Origin of the sequence: Streptomyces sp. SD31 (assembly GCF_052068475.1) — a bacterium.
In the GTDB taxonomy this organism is placed as follows: domain Bacteria; phylum Actinomycetota; class Actinomycetes; order Streptomycetales; family Streptomycetaceae; genus Streptomyces.
The window spans coordinates 1-18,780 of the sequence record NZ_JBQHCX010000019.1 but is presented as its reverse complement, the minus strand read 5'-3'; the positions used below and the strand labels follow the sequence as shown (position 1 = coordinate 18,780).

Below are 18,780 nucleotides of genomic sequence, written 5' to 3'. Positions count from 1 at the left end.
CCGTCCCGCATCCCCAGACACGACAATGCCGCCGTCGCTTGTCATCGACATCCGCGAGCTGGGTGATCACCAACCGCCTCCGGAACCGGTCGACAAATGCTGTTCCTAGAGATCAACGAAGCCAGCACTGCGAGGTCGAGGACCGTGAGGTCGCGAACGCTGAGATCGGCAAGGGCTATCAGCTGACGAAGCAGCAGGTCATACCGATCAGTGATGAGGAGCTGAGGGAGCTGCCCCTGCCGACCGCGAAGGCGATCGAGATCGAGGCGTTCATGCCGCTGGAGTCGATCGACCCGATCCGTATCGGTGAGGGCTACTACCTGCAGGCGAACGGCCAGGTCGCGGCGAAACCGTACAGCTGCTTGTTCAGGGCCTGTCGCGCTCGTCGAAGGTCGCGATCGCCAAGTACGCCTGGTCGGGGCGTGAACGGCTGGGCCTGCTGCGAGTGAAGGACGACGTGATCGTGCTGCACGCCATGCGCTGGCCCGACGAGATCCGCGCCCCTGCCGAGCTGCTGCCCCCGCCCGTGGAGCTTACCGAGGAAGAGATCGACGGGGCGCTGGCACCTCCGGATCCGACGCACTCGTACACCGACGCATTGGCACAAGTCATCGAGGCGAAGCGTGAGGGCAAGCCCCTGCCTGAGGCACCCGAGCCTGAGGAGAGGGGCGGCAAGGTGTTCGACTCATGGACAGCATGACCCGCGACGACCTCGAGGGGCCGCATACGTCTCCTGCACCAGATCCTCGGCGTCGGCCGGATGGCAGGTCATGCGCAAGGCGGCCGAGTAGAGCCGGTCAAGGAACGCCAGGGCCGGTTCGAACCGCACGTGACGCTGCGCCTCGGACTCCCTTCGGCCCTGGCGCCCACGGTCGGCACCGTCCATGACTGTGCTCATAGGGCCTCCTGCATGACGGCCTGGGCTTCCTACTCGCGGGGCGGCGGGCTCAAACGTCGACGACCGGAGTGGCCGCCGAGGTACCTTCGGTGAACCGCGGCAGGGCGGCGGCGCCGACCGCGAGCAGGGCTACGATGCCCATCTGGACGTACTCGACGTCGGCGAAGGCGTGAGCGACGTCGTGCGGAGCCAGGGTCAGGTAGAGCGTGCCGAGCGTGGCCACGCCGAGGGCGAGTCCGCTCTGCTGCAGGGTGATCAGTACTCCACTGCCGATACCGCCGAGATGGGCGGGAACATCGGCGAGCACGCTGCGGAACAGACCGGCGAACAGCATCGACTGCCCGGCGCCCACCAGGGCGAGCGGCCCGGCCATGGCCCAAAGACCGACATGCGGCCAGTTCGCAACCAGCACCGTCACCAGCAAGGCCAGGCCGACGAGTTGGACGATGGCACCTGCGGTCAGGGCCGCCCTGCCGTATCGGCTGATGACGCGGGGCGCGAGCAGGGAACCGGCGAAGAACAGCAGGGCCATGGGCAGAATGGCCAGGCCACCGTGCAGCGCATCGGCGTGCAGGCCGTTCTGGACGGTGAGGGCGAAGACGAACATGAACGCGCCGAAGCCGACGCTGAAGGCGAACACCATGACCAGGCCGCGTGACATCGACGGCAGGCGCAGCACGGACGGCGGCAGCAGCGGGACCTCGCCACGCTGCTCGGCGCGCTTCTCCACGACGTAGGTGGCGGCGCCGAGGACGACCGCAGCACCGAGCGACAGCCAGGTCCACCACGGCCAGCCCAGCGAGTGGCCCTCGGTCAGAGGAACCAGCAGGGCGGTCAGCGTGGCGGCGAACAGCACGGTGCCGGGCAGGTCGATGCCGACCGGATGGTGCGAACGGGTGTCGGGCACGACGCGGGCCGCCACGACCAGCACCACCACGCCTATGGGCAAGTTGACCAGGAAGATGGGCCGCCACGAGGTCCCGGCGATGTCGGCGCTCACCAACAGGCCGCCCACCAACTGCCCGACCACGGCAGCGATTCCGGAGGTCGCCCCGTACAACGCCACGGCACGGGCCCTGCGTTCCCCTTCCAGGACGTGATGGAAGGTCGCCAGCACCTGCGGAATGAGCAGGGCCGCGGTGGCGCCCTGGACGATGCGGGCCCCGATCAGCACACCCACGTCCGCAGCGACACCGCAGGCCAGTGAGGCCAGCACGAAACCCACCAACGCGCCGAGAAAGACGCGACGGCGGCCGTAGCGGTCCCCCAACCGGCCACCGAGAACCAGCAGGGCCGCGTACGCGACGCCGTACCCGGCGATCACCAGCTCCAGCGACGACGCCGAGGCATGCAGCGAGGCGTCGATGCTGGGCAGGGCCACGTTGGTGATGAAGAAGTCCATGATCGGCAGGAACGCGCCGGCCAGCAGGATGAACACCCCTGCCGGATGCAGCCCGCCTGCGCGGGCCGCGGCATGGGGCGAGAGCCTGCTCGCCCTGGCATGCCGGGAGGAAGTGATCGTCGTCATGAAAGCCTCCAGAAGACAGAGAGATTATGACGTCATAACTACACGCTTCGCAATGAGTATGAGGTCATAACCACTTTCGGGCAACCCCGTACCCTGGAGCCGTGACGGAGGAGCAGACACACCCAACGGGCCCGATGACCGCGCCGGACGATGAGCAGCGGTGGGCCGAGCTGGCCGACCTCATCCTGATCATCAGTCGGGAGATCCAGTTCCGCGGCTACACCGACGAGCGGGCCATCCCTCTCTCCCCGTCCGAGGGCATGGTGATGCGCTACCTCCAGTGCGAGCCCGCCGCCCCGCCCAGCCGCATCGCCACGGCGACCGGACTGCAGCGCACCAACCTCTCCACCGTCCTGCGCGGACTGGAGCAGAAGGGCCTCATCGAGCGACGCGCCGACCCGGGCGACCGCCGCGGCGTCACCGTCCACGTCACCGAACACGGACGCGCCAACTACGCCCTCGTCCGCCGGGAATGGGCCGCAGCCGTCTCAGCAGCGGCCCACCACGACTCCACACACCTCGACGCCGCCCTCACCCTGCTCGACGCCATGGCAACCGGCCTGGCCAAGTCACGGCCACGGACCCGCGCCGCACATCCGACGACGGAGTCATGAACTTCCGCCGGAGCACCACACATCGCGACCGCACCGGACCCGGTCCGCTCACGCCCTGTCGTGGAACCGGCCCGGGCACAGGAACTTGTCATGTGTGGGCGCTGGAATACGTGGCGGCACTGTCGCTGAAGCGGTCGTATGCCGCTTGTGCCGGTGTCCTGCTCTGTGGCGAGTTCCTCAGTACTCGTGGCGGCATCAACCATGTCGTAGGTGGCGACGACCATCGCCTGTGCGGCGACGTGCGCAGCCGGGTGGGGCACGAGGAGCTGTGGCGCGACCAGGGGCGGGGGATGGCGACCGGGATCCCGACGGCTACGTCTCCGACGGCCGCCGTCTCATCGTCGCCGGGACAGAACTGACGGTCCTGCACACCCCCGGGCACACTCAAGGCGCGGTGTGCCTCCACGCCGAGGAACTGGCCACGGTCTTCACCGGAGACACTCTTTCCAGGGCGGGCCGGGGGCCACGGGACGTTCGTACTCGCACTTCCCGCTCCCGGTGCCTCACCCATCTCGACGGCCCTTTTCAAACAGGCTCGCAACGACGCCTGGAACGCCGCCCCGATCACCACCGCCCAGATGAACCTGGGCACCTTCGGCATGGGCAATGAACAGCACGTCGTCCCCACCATGGAGCCCAAGACGACTCCGCGCGGGAGAAGAGACAGAGGACCCGCTCCCGCAGTGGCGGGCTACGGGAGCAGCAAGTACGAGGGGGCAGTCACCTACCGAGCCTCGCCCGATCAGTCCCGAAGGCCGGAGTTCAACGCTGCGTAGTCAGCACCAAGTCAGCCCCAAGTCAGCACGGGAAGGGTGGGCGGGTGATGACGTGGGTTCTCAGTCAGCACCAAACCAGCACGGGACTCAGCACGGCGCCGCCAAATCACCACTAACTACGCCTCTCGAACAGCGGTCGCTTCCGCCCTATGCGGGCCTCTGAGCCACCGCTTCACACCGCTTCACGGGGAGGCATGGAGCCCGCACGCATAGCCAGACCCAGAACTATGTTGCCCCACCACATGTGCGCCTGACCTGCGCCTTTCTACCGTGTGCCGATATCTACCCGTCCCCACCGCACACGAGGAAGTGGCGCACATGGCCTCCGGAACCACCGCTCCCCCACCTCCCGGCAACCTCAAGCGCATCGTCGCCGCCAGCCTCATCGGCACCACCATCGAGTGGTACGACAACTCATTCGATCGGGGCTAGGGCCTGCGGTTTTCCATGATTCCGGCCCTCGAAGTCAGCACGGAACCAGCACGGGGTTGGTGGCGTGCCGACTCGGTGCTGGCGGCCTGCATCGCAGCACGCTCCATTGGCCCGGTCGGCATCCGCGCATGGTTGCTCAGTGTCACCAACGGCTTGAGCTGACAGTGATATACCGACACGGTGCCGTCGTCCTCTTGACCTGCCAAGCGGACCGATGATCGTGTGCCCACCCTGCTGAGGCAACGCAAGCGCCCATGCGCACTTGCGTGCGCCCATGCCTGCGCTCGTACGGTGCCGAGCCGTGTCAGCATCTGTGGAAGAGGTACTCGACCGGCTCAGCACAGAGATCTCCGTGCGTACGAAATCGACCGCCGCTCTGGTTACGGACATGGACAAGGCGGCCGCCGCCATCGATCGACAGCGCGCACGAAAGCAGGACGAGAAGGAGCCGAGTTCCCGTAAGCCCGAACTCGGGCCGTGAGGAGGCGCCGACCGGCAGGATCTCGTCTCCACCCCCTGGAACCTGCTGAGCGTTTTCGCGCGAGCCACCACCCTCGCCCGTCATGGACGCGGTAGAGGGCCGGCCGAACACTGGCAAGGACTGAAGTATTGCCAGGCCATGGCCGCCGGTCCCAGCGGCCACCTGGCCCTCACCGACGACGGCCAGAGCCCGGAACTCTCCTACAGGGCCATGCAGGCACGGGAACTGGGGCGGGCTTTCGGACTCGCGGTCGCCGAACGCACTGTGCGGAACCACTTCCCGGACCACATGGTCTCCACGCTGGACGCGGAAGCCATACTCCTGGGGGGCTTCGCACGCTCCGGCCCTCGACCGTCCTTGGGCGCCAAGCCGCGACCCGACTTCTTCATCGAAGCATGGCGCCCGGGCAGGCGGTCTCGTGTCTTCGTGGTGACGGTCAACGGCAACCACCAGAAGGCCACCTAGCGCACCGCCAAGGCCGACCGCTCAGCATTCCAGCAGCTGGCCAGGGGCAGCGAGCGCGCCGAGCACTTCCACCTTGCCGAGTGGAACACCACGCCGTGCCTCTTGATGTCCACGGAACTACTCGCGCTGGACGGAATCACCGTCAACGCTCTGCAGGCGCCGGGCGAAGGACTGCTGCCCGCGAGGCCAGCCACAGGGCGAGGGAGCGCGGACGCAGTGCTGTCGGAGCGGAACCTCGCGTATGCCGGTGCGGTGAAGGTACCTGCCGACGGCGGCCAGGAACGGATCCAGGACGGGTTCCTCGTCCCCCGCAAGGAGCTCGGCTGGTATGGCCAGTTGCTCGCGCGCACCGGAGCCGCCGGCCAGCTGGCCTTCGCCGGCGCGGGCACCGAGATCGCCCAGTACCTGACCGAGAAGCAGGGCCACAAGCACTACAAGCAGCAGACGTTCGCCGGTTCGTCCAGCGTCCCGGACGCGCGCCACACCGCACCAAGTACGGAACGATCTCCACGAGATCGGTGGTCGCCTTGCGGAAACGCTCCGCGATGGCCGTGATCTCGTGCGGGGCTGGGTGCGCGTACTCGCCGAGTACGGCCTCCAAGTCGTCGTACAACTGCTCGTCGATCGCTTCGCTGGCGAGCGAGTGCGAGGAGCAGTACGGTCGCGAAGTGATCGATGCGGACGGCTGCTTCGGAGAGAACATCGCGGCCACCTACGACGAGTCGACGGCGGACATGTCCCGTCCCGACGTGGTGGGCCCCGCGGTCGACCTATTGGCCGAACTCGCAGGCAGCGGCCCGGCGCTCGAACTCGGCATCGGCACCGGCCGCATCGCGCTGCCGCTGGCCGGCCGCGGTGTGCCGGTGCACGGCATCGACACGTCCCGCGCCATGGTGGACCGGCTGCGCGCCAAGCCCGGCGGCGACGCGATCGACGTGACGATCGGGGACTTCGCGTCGACGCGGGTGGAGCAGAGCCTTTCCATGGCGTATCCGGTCTTCAAACACGATCATGAATCTGACGTCCCAGGACGCCCAGGTCCACTGCTTCCGCAACGTGGCGGCGCACCTGGCGCCGGGCGGCTGCTTCGTCGTCGAGGTCATGGTTCCCGAGCTGCGGAAACTCCCGGCCGGGCAGAACGCCGTACCGTTCCACATCAGCGAGTCGCGCTGGGCGTTCGACACCTACGACGTCGCCACGCAGGCGATGAACTCCAACTACGTCACCATCACCGATGGCCGTGCCGAACACTGGTCCATCCCGTTCCGCTACATCTGGCCCGCCGAGCTGGACCTGATGCCCGCCTCGCCGGACTCCGGCTGCGCGACCGGTGGCAGGACTGGACGCGCGAGCCGTTCACCAGCGAGAGCGGCAAGCATGTGTCGGTGTGGAAGAAGCCGGTTGGCTGACGCCGGTTCAGGCTCACTGGCTGGTTTCAGGCGCCCTGGTGCGTGTCAACAGCAGGACCGCCGCTCCGCGACGGCCGTCGACGCCGCCATGGCGACGGCTCCCGCGACCCCGCGCCGCGAGCCTGGTCCCCCACCACCGCTCGGATGAAGCTCGAAGTGCCGCTGCCGGACGTCTTCGCGTGACTTCCCGATGCTGTTCGTGACCGAGACCATCCAACTCGACGAGGCGGAGAAGGCGTTCGAGCGGATGCACCACGGCTACGTCCCGCGCTCGGTGGTGATGCTCTGAGCGCAAAGCGCGCAACTTCCTTGCCGCATGCCAGATCCGGCGCCCCTATCGTCGGGCGGACCGCCCCTTCTCCTCGACGACACGGGAGTGCCATGACCATTGAGAAACTCCATCGCGGCCAGGTCGTACTGGGTACCGTCGCCGCGGCGGTACTGGGCAGCGCGGGCAATGCCCTGGTGTCGTGGGTGGCGCGGAGCCTCGGCTCGGATCCGCAGGTGATCCAGGGCTTGCAGCCCAAGGGGTACGTGGTGCTCACCACCCTCGGCGTGATCGTGGGCGCCGTCGTGTGGGCGCGGATCCGCCGGCGTTCCGAGCGTCCCCGGGCAGTGCTGCGCAAGCTGGTGCCGACCGTGGTCGGGGTGTCCTTCCTCGCCGACGTTCCGGTGTTCTTCCTCGATGGCGCGGACGTGCTCGGCGTGTTCGCGCTCATGGTCATGCACGTGGTGGTCGCGGTGATCGCCGTGCCGATCTTTCGGCGTGTCATGCCCCTGGCGGAGGACCGTACCTCGCCGACCGATGAAGTCCACGCGCCGCTCGGGGCCTGAGCAAGTACGTGCCCTGTTCGGGAAGTTGTGGTGCGGGGCCGCGCTGATGCCCGGCCCCGCCGAGGTGCCCCGCTAGTCCGCGAGGGCGATCTCGGGCCACGTCAGCGATGTCGACCCCCAGGTGAGGCCGCCGCCGAAGGCGGTCAGCAGCACGCGGTGGCCGGCCCGCAGTTCCCCGTCGCGTAGACCGTGGTCGAGGGCCAGCGGGATCGAGGCGGCTGAGGTGTTGCCGACGCGGGCGATGTTGGACACGAAGCGGTCGCGGTCCACCCGCAGTTCCGTGGCGACCGCGTCCAGGATGCGGGCGTTCGCCTGGTGCGCGACGACTCGGTCCACGTCGGACGTCTGCAGCCCGGCGCTCTTCAGCGCGGACTGCGACGAGGCGGTCATCCGGGCGACGGCGTTGGCGAAGACCGCGCGGCCCTCCATCCTGAAGTACTGGTCGCCCGGGTCGGCCGGGGCCGGGGAAGAGCGCTGCCGCGATCCGCCGCCGGGAACGGTGATGAGGTCCGCGAGTTCGCCGTGGCTGCCGAGGTCGAACGGGCCCAGCGCGCCCGGCTCTTCGGGATCACCGGCGCGCAGCAGCACCGCACCTGCGCCGTCCCCGAAGATCACGGAGGACGTGCGGTCCTCGGGGTCGAGGATCGTGGAGTAGGTGTCCGCGCCGATCACGAGCAGCGACTCGACGAGTCCGGATGCGATGAGACCGGCGCCGACCGCGAGGCCGTAGACGAAGCCGGTGCAGACGGCGGCGAGGTCGAAGGCGGGCACGGTGCCGAGGCCGAGGCGGGAGGCGATCTCGGGTGCCGTCGCGGGGCAGGGCCGGTCGGGGGTGGTGGTGGCCAGCAGTACGGCGCCCGCTCCGGGCACGCCCGCCGAGCGCAGGGCGCGCCGGGCAGCCTCGACGGCGAGATCCGATGTCGCCGTGCCGGGGTCGATCATGTGTCGGGTGGCGACGCCGATGCGGCTGCGGATCCACTCGTCCGTGGTGGCGAGTCTGTGGGTGAGTTCCTCGTTGGTCACTGCCCTCGGCGGGAGCCATGATCCGAGTCCCGCGACTATCGCTGCCGGCATTCTCGTCCTTCCTCACGGGTCGACGTCCAGCGGCGCTGTGGTCAGCGAGCGGCTGGGAGAGATGGAGGCGCAGAGGCGCATGGGTGAAAGACGTGCGACGGCCCGCCCGCCGTGCCACAGCGGGCGGGCGGGCACGACCGCCGGTCTTGGGAGGAATGAGGTGAGCCGACGGATGCCGTCGGCTCGGGATGAGACCACAGGGCGCGCGAGGCCCGCGGTGGTTGCGGGTGGGGGGACGGGCTTCGGATCGTGCTGTGCACGGCCCGGGCGGCGGAACGGATGGGCGCCACTGCTGGGAGTCCACGGACCGAGCGGTGGTACGTGGTGCGGTGGGTGGCGAGTTCGGCGCGGGGACGGGCGTCGGTGTTCCGGGACGGCTCTGGGCGGTGGCCCTGGCCGTCGGCGTCCGGATCCGGCTCGTCCGGGGCGGTCACTTCACATAGTCGGGCGACACCTTCGGCGGCCATTTGCCGACACTCAGAACGCCGAGGCTGTATGCGCGGCTGACGAGGGCGGCGCGGTTGGGTGCCTTGAGCTTCTTGAGCATGGTGCCAACGTGGTACTCGACGCCCTGCCTGCTGAGGAACAGGCGGGAGGCGAGGCATATCGTGGACTCGCCGCTGGCTATGCCTTCCAGGATGCGGGCGTCGATCTCGCTGAGGATGCGGGTGCGGTCGACGACGACGGCGTTGACCTGTACGGCCTCCTCCGGGTTCACGACGACGACGAACCCGACGAGCTCGCCGCACGCGGCGTGCACGGCGATGCCCGTGATGTCTCCGGTGAACACGGCCTGCCGGGGCCCTATGCCGGCGAGGTGCTCGACGAAGCGTTCGCGGCGCCCGTCGAGGAGGCGTTGGAACTGTTTGCGCATGGGGGCGTGCACACCGGGGTGCAGCAGGTCGTAGAAGCTGCTGCCGACCAGGGTCTCCCGGTCGCAGCCGAACTGGTCGACGAACTCTTCGTTCGCCTCGACGACGCACATCTGGGGGTCCAGGCTCGCGAGGAGGAGGCCGGACCGGTCCAGGAGCGTTCTGAACACATCCACTTCGGGCACGTTCGTAGCCGTTGCCGGACCAGAGGACTGGTCAATTCCGAGATAGCCAGCGGCGGCAGTCTGCATAAAAGCTGTCCTCACTTGAGCTAAATTTGAGGTACCGAATCCTAGCTCCGCCCGGAAAGTCGACGCCCGTCCGGGAGGAATTCTAGGAATCCCCCGGGCTTGATCGTAAGGAAATTCGGATCGCAGGGTCAATGAAGCCATCCCACCACTTAATGACTATCCGTCAGTAACCTGGGGCTCTCATCGGCGCATCACACACAGAGGAAACTCGGGCGAAACCCGACATTCTGCAGAAAGGTGCAGGTCACCAGAGCCGCGGGACAACGCGAGATGTAGGTTCCGACAACCCCATCGACCTTGGACCGTGTGAGCACCCACACCACAACCCGGCCAAGCGCCGAGGGTGCACCGCCAGGCACCGCCGGTCGGATCGACCCACCCACCACGCGACTTGGGGGGGGGACACCTCGACACCCCTCCGGCTGCCACCAGGACCCTTACGCCGCGCGGCGGCCCCTGGGATCCCTGCACCGACAGGCTCCTTTTCCGCCAAGATCCACCTTGGGTTTCACGGCCCATTTCCGCTCTATTGCAGCTCCGTTACCGCGTGAACCCTCTCGCATCACTACCGGTGCCGGAAGTTTACAATTCGGCGGCTGGAGCGGCGCCGACCGACGGGGAACAGACAGAAAGCGCCTATGACGTGCGCACCTGCAGGCACCCACTGCAACCCAAGTCATTCACCAAGTCTTGATGAACCGGCACCCCTGGGCCGCGAAGATTAGCACGGAAGCCTTCACAAGCTCTTCCCATTCTCCAGAAATAGCCCGACTCATTCGAGCCACTTTCCCGCACGAACAACAGAGGCGCGCCGAAACCGCACACCACCCCACCTCACAAGGTGACGCGCGTCAATGTGAGTGCCCTAGGCAACCATTGATCCGGATCGCCTCCGCCGAGCCGGTCACCGGTGCCCTCGGTGTCGGGCCGAGCGCTCCAAGCACGCCGGAACGAGCCGGTACAGCCCGGGCCCTCCGGACACGAACGCCAGCCCGAAGCGGGTGAGGAAGTCGATGAACTCGTCGTCGACGAACTCGTCCTGCACGAGTTCGATCTCCCCGGCCGCCCTCGGCTCGATGGCCGCCGCGACGGCGTTGGCGGTCTTGTCGTAGATGACGACGTCCGGCAGATCGTCGGCGAAGTACCCCCGCGCGACGGCGGCCGGCGAACTGCTGTCGTCGAGGAACCCCACGACGTCCCAACCGTCTTCCGTCGCCCCCGAAATGGCCAGCCGCGCGGCCAGCTCGGACCCGGTCGCCCAGGTGACCCGGTGGCCGCGCCGGACGAGTTCCTCGATCAGTGCCAACATGGGCAGTTCCTGCCCGTGCTCGGGGTCGCTGAAGACGGCGACGTGCCGTCGCTCCCCGAACGCCTCCTGAGTCATGACGCCCCCAACCACCTCTCGGCGGGCGATGGCCGCCCCCCACGTCCTGTCGCCAAGCGTAGCTCCGACGACAGAAAAGTCTCACTCCACCTGTTCGGCCACTCGGAACCCGCGCCGGGTCTTGCGTCCCAGGTGGCCGGCGGCCACCAACTGCCGCAGCGGCTCGGCCGGGGCGCCCTGCGACCCGCTGAGCATCTCCATGATCGCGAGCGACACGTCGAGTCCGATCGTGTCGAGCAGGGTGAACGGCCCCATCGGGTACGGGTACGCCGTGCTGACCGCGGCGTCGATCTCGGCCACGGTGACATCAGTGCGGGCGAGCAGGCGCACGGCGTCGTTGAGGTACGGGAACAACAGGAAGTTCACGATGAACCCGGTACGGTCCGTGCAGTCGACGGCCGTCTTGCGCAGCCGTGCCACCAGCGCGTGTGCCGTGGCGTGCACATCGGGGTCGGTGTGGCGGGTGCGCACCACTTCGACCAGCCGCATCACGGGTGCCGGGTTGAAGAAGTGCAGGCCGATCACATCGCGGGGCCGGCCGGTGTGCTCGGCGATCTCGGTGACGGACAGGCTGGAGGTGGTGGTGGCGATGACGGCGCCCGGTGGGAGGTGTGCGTCGATCGCGCGCAGCACCGCGGGTTTGACGGCCATGTCCTCGGCGACGGCTTCGACGACTAGGTCGGCGTCCGCGAGGCCCTCGTAGTCCGTTCCCGTGGTGAGCCGGGCGAGGATGTCCAGCCGGTCCTGCTCGGTGATGCGGCCCTTCCTGACGGACCGGGCGAGTGAGGCGGCGACGGCGTTCCGGGCGGCCTCGGCCTTGTCCGCGGTGCGGGCGACGAGAGTGGTGGGGATGCCCGCGACGGCCAGGACCTCGGCGATACCGCGCGCCATGGTGCCGGAGCCGGCCACACCGGCCCGGGTGATCGCGCGGGGCGTTCCGGTGACGGCGGTGACACGGCCGGTCCGCACCCGGGCACCGGCATCGTCGTACCGGTGGAACCCGTGCCCGGTCTTGCGTCCCAGGCGTCCCTCGGCCACCAGCCGGTCGAGCAGCGCGGCGGGCTTGACGCCCAGGGCCGTGAGGGAGGCGTGGACGGTGTCGAGACCGATCAGATCGAGCATCTCGAACGGGCCCTGCCCGAGGCCGCAGCCGAGTCTCATGGCGGTGTCGATGTCCTCGACGTCGGCATAGCCCTCGGCGGCAAGGTCGACGGTCCGGTTCAGCCATGTGTGGACCAGCGCGGCGGCCACCTCGCTCGGCCGGCCGCCGAGGGGGACCACCTCCGTGTCCGCGAGAGCGGCCACGCTGCGCGCCAGTTCGGACGTCCGCCGTGCCGCCATGGCGGTCTCGACGAGCGCGGCGTTGCCGCCCTCGGGCGGCGGGAGGAAGTAGCGCAGGCCGACGACGCGGTCCGGAGCCCCCGAGGCGATCGCGAGCTCGGACACCGACAGCGTGGACGTGGTGGTGAGCAGGACCGTGCCGGGCTCGACCAGCTCGACCAGCCCACGCAGCACGGCTTCCTTGGCGGCCCGGTCCTCCGGTACGGCCTCGATCACCAGGTCGGCGCGCTTGAGGTCGGCCGGTTCGGTGCCGAGGGTGAGCAGTGGCCTGTCGCCGAGCGTGAGCAGCGGCCCGTCCAGTCGGTCACCGACCCGGGCCACCACGGCCGGGTCGTGGTCGACGCCGATCACCTCCGTGCCGTTGCCGAGCAACGCGCGGGCCAGCCCTTCGCCCAGCGAGCCGAGCCCCACTATCCCGATCACGAGCTCCGTCATGGCGTCGCACTCCTTACTTGATAGGGTCTTTGGGACCAATGGGACCAATGAAATCTTTGGGACCTTTAGGGCCTCTAGGACCGGGCCGGCAGGGTCGGCCGGCCCGGCTCTGTGCCGGCTACAGCCCCAACTCGGAGTCGAGCAGGGCGAACATCTCGTCGTCGGACGCCGTCTCCAGGTCGATCCCGCCGCCTGTGTCTCCCTTGCGCAGCTCCGCCCACTTGGTGCGCAGCACCTCCAGGCGGCCGGCGACCTGCTGGTGGAACCGTTCGTCGAAGCCGCCCGTGGCGTCGGCGAACGCCTTCTCGATCTTGTCGAGTTCGGCGAGCAGGGCCGGTGTTCCCTGGGCGGGTTCGCCGATGTTCAGCTCGGAGCGGAGCAGCTCGACCAGGTCGTTCGGGGTCGGGTGGTCGAACACCAGCGTGGCGGGCAGGCGCAGACCGGTGACCGTGCCGAGGCGGTTGCGCAGCTCGACGGCGGTGAGCGAGTCGAAGCCCAGCTCCTGGAACTGGCGCTCGGGTTCGATCTCCTCACCGGCGCCGTGGCCGAGCACTTCGGCGACCTGACCCCGGACGACCTCCAGCAGCATCGCCGTGCGCTCGTCCTCCGTGAGTCCCGCCATCCGGCGCACCAGGGAGTCGGCGGTCTCCTGTCCGGCGACGGCCCGCTTGGACTTCGTCCGGACGAGACCGCGCAGCAGTGGCGCCGGCTCGCCCAGGTCCCGTAGCACCGCCAGGTCCAGGCGGACCGGCAGCAGGACCGGCAGCCCGGTGCCGAGCGCCGCGTCGAAGAGGCGTACGCCCTGCTCCTCGGTGAGCGCGGGCAGGCCGCCGCGGGCCATGCGGGCCGCGTCCTGTGCGGTGAGCATGCCGGTGTCCCAGGCGCCCCAGGCCAGCGAGACGGCAGGCAGTCCTTCGGCCCGGCGGCGGGCGGCGAGGGCGTCGAGGAACGCGTTGCCCGCCGCGTAGTTCGCCTGCCCCGGGTTGCCGAGCGTGCCCGCGACCGAGGAGAACAGCACGAAGTGGTCGAGGTCGCCGGCGAGTTCGTGCAGGAACCAGGCCGCGTCGGCCTTGGGCTGGAGCACCGGGTCGATGCGGTCCAGCGTCAGCTGTTCGACCGTGGCGTCGTCGAGGACACCGGCGGCGTGCACGACCGACCTGACCGGGTGCCGGACGAGCAGCGCCCTCAGGTCGTCCCGGTCGGCGATGTCGCAGGCGACCACGGACACGGTCGCGCCGGCCGCCTCCAGTTCACTCACGTCGGCCTCGCCCTTGCGGCTGGCCAGCACCAGCTCGGTGACGCCGTGCCGGTCCACCAGGTGCCGGGCGATGATCCGGCCGAGCGCGCCGGTGCCGCCGGTGATGAGGACGGGCCCGGTCCAGGTCTGCTCCTCCTGCGGCTGCGGCGCGGGGGCCAGCCGTCCGGCCAGAACCTCCCCGTCGCGGATGACGACCTGCGGTTCCTCGACGGCGACGGCCTGGCGCAGCACGGCGAGCGAGGAGCGCCGGTCGTCGAGGTCGAGCAGGCCGAAGCGCCCGGGGTGTTCGGACTGCGCCACGCGCACCATGCCCCACACGGCGGCGCCCACCACGTCCGGGACATCCCCGTCGGCTGCGGCGATGGCACCCCGTGTGACGAACACGAGCCGTCCGGACCGTTCGGCGGTCAGCCACTCCTGGATGTTCACCAGTGCGTCGGACACCGCCGCGTGCGCCGAGTCCACGACGTCCTCGGAGAGGGCGACGACCTCGACCAGCACCACGTCCGCGTCCGCGGCGGCGATGTCCGGGTGGACCCGGCCGCCGACGAAGCTGTCCGCAAGGCCGAAGGCGTCCTCACCGGCGACCGCGACCGGCTCGTCGAAGGCGGTGTTCGCCGCGATGGGCGTCCAGTTCAAGGTGAACAGCGAGTCGCGCCCGACGCCGGAGCCCGCCAGCTGCTGTGCGGAGACCTCCCGCACCACCAGGGACTCCACCTGGGCGACCGGAGTGCCGGACGAGTCGGCGAGGGCTATCGACATCGCCCCGCTCTCGTCGCGCTCCATCCTCACCCGTACCGCCGAGGCACCGGTGGCCTGCAGCGAGACGCCCTCCCACGAGAAGGGCAGCGCAGCGGATCCGCCGCTCCCGCCCCGCTCCTCGCCGCCGAGCAACGCGGTGTGCAGGGCGGCGTCGAGCAGCGCCGGGTGCAGGCCGAACCCGCCGGCTTCCGTGCCCTCGGGCAGTGCGACCTCGGCGTAGACCGCGCCGGCCGCCCGCCACGCCCGCCGCAGCCCCTGGAACGCCGGCCCGTAGCCGAAGCCGACCTCGGCGAACCGGTCGTACACGCCGTCGAGGTCGATGGCCTCGGCGCCGGCCGGCGGCCACTCGGCGGTGCCGGATCCGAGGTCGGACGCGGGGTTCGACGGGGCGGGCCGACCGCCCGTGGCGAGGAGGCCGGTGGCGTTCTCGGTCCAGGGCAGGTCCGTGTCCTCGGGCCGCGAGTAGACCGTCACGGTACGTCGGCCGTCGTCGTCGGCGATGCCTACGGACACCTGCACCTGGACACCGCCCTGTTCGGGCAGGACCAGCGGCGCGGCCATCGTCAGCTCCTCCACGGTGTCGCAGCCCAGCTCGTCACCGGCGCGCAGCGCCAGCTCGACCAGCGCGGCACCGGGCACCAGGGCCCGGCCCATGATCACGTGGTCGGCGAGCCAGTGGTGCGTACGCAGCGAGAGCCTGCTCGTGAACAAGTGGCCCGCGGAACCGGCGAGTTCGACGGCCGCACCGAGCAGCGGGTGTACGACACCGCGCAGACCGGCGGCCCGTACGTCGCCCGCGCCTTCGGCGACCTTGGGCCAGTAGCTCTGCCGCCGGAAGGCGTAGGTGGGCAGGTCGATGAGCTTTCCGCCTAGGTAGAAGGACGTCCAGTCGACATCGGCACCGCCGACATGCAGCCGCGCGAGGGCGGTCAGCGCCGCGGTCTCCTCCGGCTTGCCCTTGCGCAGGACCGGGATCGCCACCGCGTCGGCCACGTGCTGGGCGACCATCGCGGACAGCACACCGTCCGGGCCGATCTCCAGGAAGGCCACGTCACCCAGTGCCTGGACGTTGTCGTGGAAGCGTACGGCGTCGCGCACGTGCCGCACCCAGTACTCGGGGTCGGTCACATCGCCCGACGTGCTGAACGGGATGCTCGGGGCCTCGAAGTTGATGTCCTCGACCACCTCGCGGAAGTCGTCGAGCATCGGGTCCATCAGCGGGGAGTGGAAGGCGTGCGACACCCGCAGCCGCTTCGACTTCCAACGCGACGCGATCTCCAGCACTTCAGCCTCGTCACCCGCGATGACCACGGACGCCGGGCCGTTCACGGCAGCGATGGAAACCTTCTCGGTCAGGTGCGGCAGCACCTCCTCCTCGGAGGCCACCACCGAGACCATCGCACCACCAGCAGGCAGCTCCTGCATCAGACTGGAGCGCGCCGTGACGAGGAGGCACGCGTCCTCCAGGCTCAACACACCCGCGACATGGGCCGCCGCGATCTCGCCGATGGAGTGACCGGCCAGGTGATCGGGCCTCACGCCCCACGACTCCACCAACCGGTACAGGGCCACTTGCAGCGCGAACAGAGCGGGCTGGGTGTAACCGGTCTGGTTCAGCAGCTCCTCGTCCTCGCCCCACATCACCTCACGCAGAGCCGGGTCCAGATGGACGAGTACGGCGTCGAAGGCCTCCGCGAACACCGGGAAGCGGTCGTACAACTCCCGCCCCATCCCCAGCCGTTGCGAACCCTGACCCGAGAACAAGAAGGCGAGGGGCTTGCGGGCGGCCGCGCCTCGGGCGAGTTCCACACCGCCGAGCAGGACTGCGCGGTGGCTGAACCTCGATCGGGCGGTGAGCAGCGAGTGGCCGATGTCGATCGGGTCGCCGTCGAGTTCCCGGACCCGCTCGATCTGGCCCGACAACGCCGCCTCGGTCTTGGCGGACACCAGCCACGGGACGCCTCGCACGGGCTCGGTGTCCGGGGCGGCCGGGGAGTCCACCGCGGGTCCCCGCTCCAGGATGACGTGCGCGTTGGTGCCGCTGATGCCGAAGGAGGACACGGCCGCGCGCCGGGGGCGGTCGACCTCGGGCCACTCGGTGGTGTCGGTGAGCAGGTCGACGGCGCCTTCCGTCCAGTCCACGTGCGACGAGGGCGTGTCCGCGTGCAGTGTCCTGGGCAGGATGCCGTGCTGCATCGCCTGCACCATCTTGATCACTCCGGCGACGCCGGCGGCGGCCTGGGTGTGACCGATGTTCGACTTGATGGCACCGAGCTTGAGCGGTACGTCGCGGTCCTGGCCGTAGGTCGCCATCAGGGCCTGCGCCTCGATGGGGTCTCCCAGTGTCGTTCCGGTGCCGTGGGCCTCGACGGCATCGACGTCCGCGGTGGACAGCCCGGCGCTGGCGAGAGCCTGCCGGATCACCCGCTGCTGCGACGGACCGTTCGGCGCGGTCAGACCATTCGACGCACCGTCCTGATTGACCGCCGAGCCCTTGACCACGGCGAGGATCTGGTGACCGTTACGCACCGCATCCGACTGCCGTTCCAGTACGACGACGCCGACGCCCTCGGCCCAGCCCACGCCGTCCGCGCCGTCGCCGAACGCCTTGCAGCGGCCGTCCTCGGACAACCCGCGCTGTCGGGAGAACCCGACGAACGAGCCCGGCGTGGACATCACCGTGACACCTCCGGCGAGGGCGAGGGTGCACTCCCCGGAGCGCAGCGCCTGCATCGCCCAGTGCATCGCGACCAGCGACGACGAGCACGCCGTGTCCACGGACACCGACGGGCCCTCCAGCCCGAGCACATACGAGACACGGCCGGACACCACGCTCGGCGAGGCGCCGGTGCTGCCGTAGCCCTCGGTGTCGGCGCCGCCGATCAGCTGCGTGTAGTCGTTGTACATGACGCCGGCGAACACACCGGTCCGGCTGCCCCGCAGCGACACCGGGTCGACGCCCGTGCGCTCCAGGGCCTCCCACGCCGTCTCCAGCAGCAACCGCTGCTGTGCGTCGGTCGACAGTGCCTCGCGCGGGGACATCCCGAAGAACTCGGCGTCGAACTGGTCGGCGTCGTGCAGGAAGCCGCCGGAGCGGGTGTACGACGTGCCGGGGTGGTCGGGGTCGGGGTGGAACAGGGTGTCCAGGTCCCAGCCTCGGTTCGTCGGGAACGGGGTGATGGCGTCCGTGCCGTCGAGCACCAGCTGCCACAGCTCTTCGGGGGTCGTGACCCCGCCGGGGTAGCGGCAGGCCATGCCGACGATGACGATCGGGTCGTCGGACAGGGCCGCAGTGGACACGGCGGGCAGGTTGTCCGCCGGGGCCTGAGCGCCGAGGAGTTCGTCCTTGACGTAGGCCGCGAGCTGGTGGGCGGACGGGTAGTCGAACACCACGGTGGCGGGCAGCTTCAGTCCGGTGACCGCGGTGAGGCGATTGCGCAGCTCGACCGCGGTGAGCGAGTCGAAGCCCAGTTCCTGGAAGGCGCGCTCCGGGTCGACGGCGGCGGTGGTGTCATAGCCGAGGACCGCGGCGACCTCGCCGCGCACCAGGTCCACGAGCGCCGCGGTGCGGCCCGCCTCGTCGAGGGCGGACAGCCGCTGGACGAGGCCGGATGCGGTCTCCGCCCCGGCGATCCTGCGGCGCGACTTGACGCGGATCAGACCGCGCAGCAACGGCCGCACGGTTCCCTCGGCCTTGAGGGCCGCGAGGCCGAGTTCGACCGGCAGCACGGCCGCCGCGTCACTGCCTACGGCGGCGTCGAACAGTTCCACGCCGTGGTCGGCGCTGATGGCGGGCATGCCCGAGCGGGCCATGCGCTCGGCGTCGTCCTGAGCCGGCATGCCGGTCTCCCAGGCACCCCAGGCGAGGGACACGGCGGGCAGCCCTTCAGCCCTACGGCGAGCGGCCAGAGCGTCGAGGAAGGCGTTGCCCGCCGCGTAGTTGCCCTGTCCGGCATTGCCGAAGAC

Annotated in this window: 12 protein-coding genes and 5 pseudogenes; 10 read left to right on the top strand and 7 right to left on the bottom strand. The window is 69.6% G+C overall.

The genetic code is table 11. From position 1 onward, the window contains the following. The first annotated feature begins 62 nt into the window (after positions 1 to 62). A pseudogene (locus ACTMVF_RS33865) lies at positions 63 to 700 on the top strand (Ku protein). 9 nt (positions 701 to 709) lie between these two features. Here the strand turns inward: ACTMVF_RS33865 and ACTMVF_RS33860 are convergent. Then, positions 710 to 886 (bottom strand): annotated as a pseudogene (locus ACTMVF_RS33860) (sigma factor); the annotation flags it as partial. A gap of 61 nt (positions 887 to 947) precedes the next feature. Beyond that, positions 948 to 2,426 carry an MFS transporter gene (locus tag ACTMVF_RS33855; protein WP_441274882.1) on the bottom strand — a complete coding sequence of 493 codons (1,479 nt, stop codon included), beginning with the start codon at positions 2,424 to 2,426 and terminating at the stop codon, positions 948 to 950. Between the two features lie 101 nt (positions 2,427 to 2,527). Here ACTMVF_RS33855 and ACTMVF_RS33850 point away from each other — a divergent pair, with 101 nt between their 5' ends. From ACTMVF_RS33850 to ACTMVF_RS33810, 9 genes and pseudogenes are all read left to right on the top strand, one after another. Next, on the top strand, positions 2,528 to 3,040 hold the full coding sequence (locus ACTMVF_RS33850; protein ID WP_441274881.1) for a MarR family winged helix-turn-helix transcriptional regulator: 513 nt from the start codon (positions 2,528 to 2,530) through the stop codon (positions 3,038 to 3,040). A gap of 92 nt (positions 3,041 to 3,132) precedes the next feature. Continuing rightward, positions 3,133 to 3,399 (top strand): hypothetical protein, encoded by a 267-nt coding sequence (locus ACTMVF_RS33845; RefSeq protein ID WP_441275053.1) that lies wholly within the window; start codon positions 3,133 to 3,135, stop codon positions 3,397 to 3,399. Continuing rightward, positions 3,336 to 3,622, top strand: a pseudogene (locus ACTMVF_RS33840) (MBL fold metallo-hydrolase); the annotation flags it as partial. The gene ACTMVF_RS33845 and the pseudogene ACTMVF_RS33840, both read left to right, overlap by 64 nt. Before the next feature lie 927 nt (positions 3,623 to 4,549). After that, positions 4,550 to 4,729, top strand: a complete 180-nt coding sequence (locus ACTMVF_RS33835) for a hypothetical protein (RefSeq protein WP_441274880.1) — start codon at positions 4,550 to 4,552, stop codon at positions 4,727 to 4,729. A 138-nt stretch (positions 4,730 to 4,867) separates the two neighbouring features. Further along, on the top strand, positions 4,868 to 5,194 hold the full coding sequence (locus ACTMVF_RS33830) for a hypothetical protein (RefSeq protein WP_441274879.1): 327 nt from the start codon (positions 4,868 to 4,870) through the stop codon (positions 5,192 to 5,194). 105 nt (positions 5,195 to 5,299) lie between these two features. Then, complete coding sequence (locus ACTMVF_RS33825; RefSeq protein ID WP_441274878.1) at positions 5,300 to 5,749, top strand: hypothetical protein; 450 nt, start codon at positions 5,300 to 5,302, stop codon at positions 5,747 to 5,749. A 113-nt stretch (positions 5,750 to 5,862) separates the two neighbouring features. Further along, positions 5,863 to 6,603: pseudogene (locus ACTMVF_RS33820) on the top strand (class I SAM-dependent DNA methyltransferase). A gap of 175 nt (positions 6,604 to 6,778) precedes the next feature. Continuing rightward, positions 6,779 to 6,892: pseudogene (locus tag ACTMVF_RS33815) on the top strand (S-(hydroxymethyl)mycothiol dehydrogenase); the annotation flags it as partial. Positions 6,893 to 6,984: 92 nt separating this feature from the next. Further along, complete coding sequence (locus tag ACTMVF_RS33810; protein WP_345013975.1) at positions 6,985 to 7,437, top strand: DUF6069 family protein; 453 nt, start codon at positions 6,985 to 6,987, stop codon at positions 7,435 to 7,437. Positions 7,438 to 7,509: 72 nt separating this feature from the next. Here the strand turns inward: ACTMVF_RS33810 and ACTMVF_RS33805 are convergent, their stop codons facing one another. From ACTMVF_RS33805 to ACTMVF_RS33785, 5 genes are all read right to left on the bottom strand, one after another. Beyond that, the gene (locus ACTMVF_RS33805) at positions 7,510 to 8,511 is read right to left on the bottom strand and encodes a beta-ketoacyl-ACP synthase III (RefSeq protein WP_441274877.1); all 1,002 of its coding nucleotides are present in this window, start codon (positions 8,509 to 8,511) and stop codon (positions 7,510 to 7,512) included. 430 nt (positions 8,512 to 8,941) lie between these two features. After that, a complete protein-coding gene (locus ACTMVF_RS33800) occupies positions 8,942 to 9,559 on the bottom strand; it encodes a PAS domain-containing protein (protein ID WP_441274876.1) in 618 nt (205 codons plus the stop codon). Between the two features lie 979 nt (positions 9,560 to 10,538). Beyond that, positions 10,539 to 11,018 carry a hypothetical protein gene (locus tag ACTMVF_RS33795; RefSeq protein WP_441274875.1) on the bottom strand — a complete coding sequence of 160 codons (480 nt, stop codon included), beginning with the start codon at positions 11,016 to 11,018 and terminating at the stop codon, positions 10,539 to 10,541. Positions 11,019 to 11,099: 81 nt separating this feature from the next. Then, entirely contained in the window at positions 11,100 to 12,794 is a 1,695-nt protein-coding gene (locus ACTMVF_RS33790) for a 3-hydroxyacyl-CoA dehydrogenase family protein (RefSeq protein WP_441274874.1), read from the bottom strand. A 118-nt stretch (positions 12,795 to 12,912) separates the two neighbouring features. Then, a partial coding sequence (locus ACTMVF_RS33785; protein WP_441274873.1) for an SDR family NAD(P)-dependent oxidoreductase occupies positions 12,913 to 18,780 on the bottom strand: 5,868 nt, incomplete at its 5' end.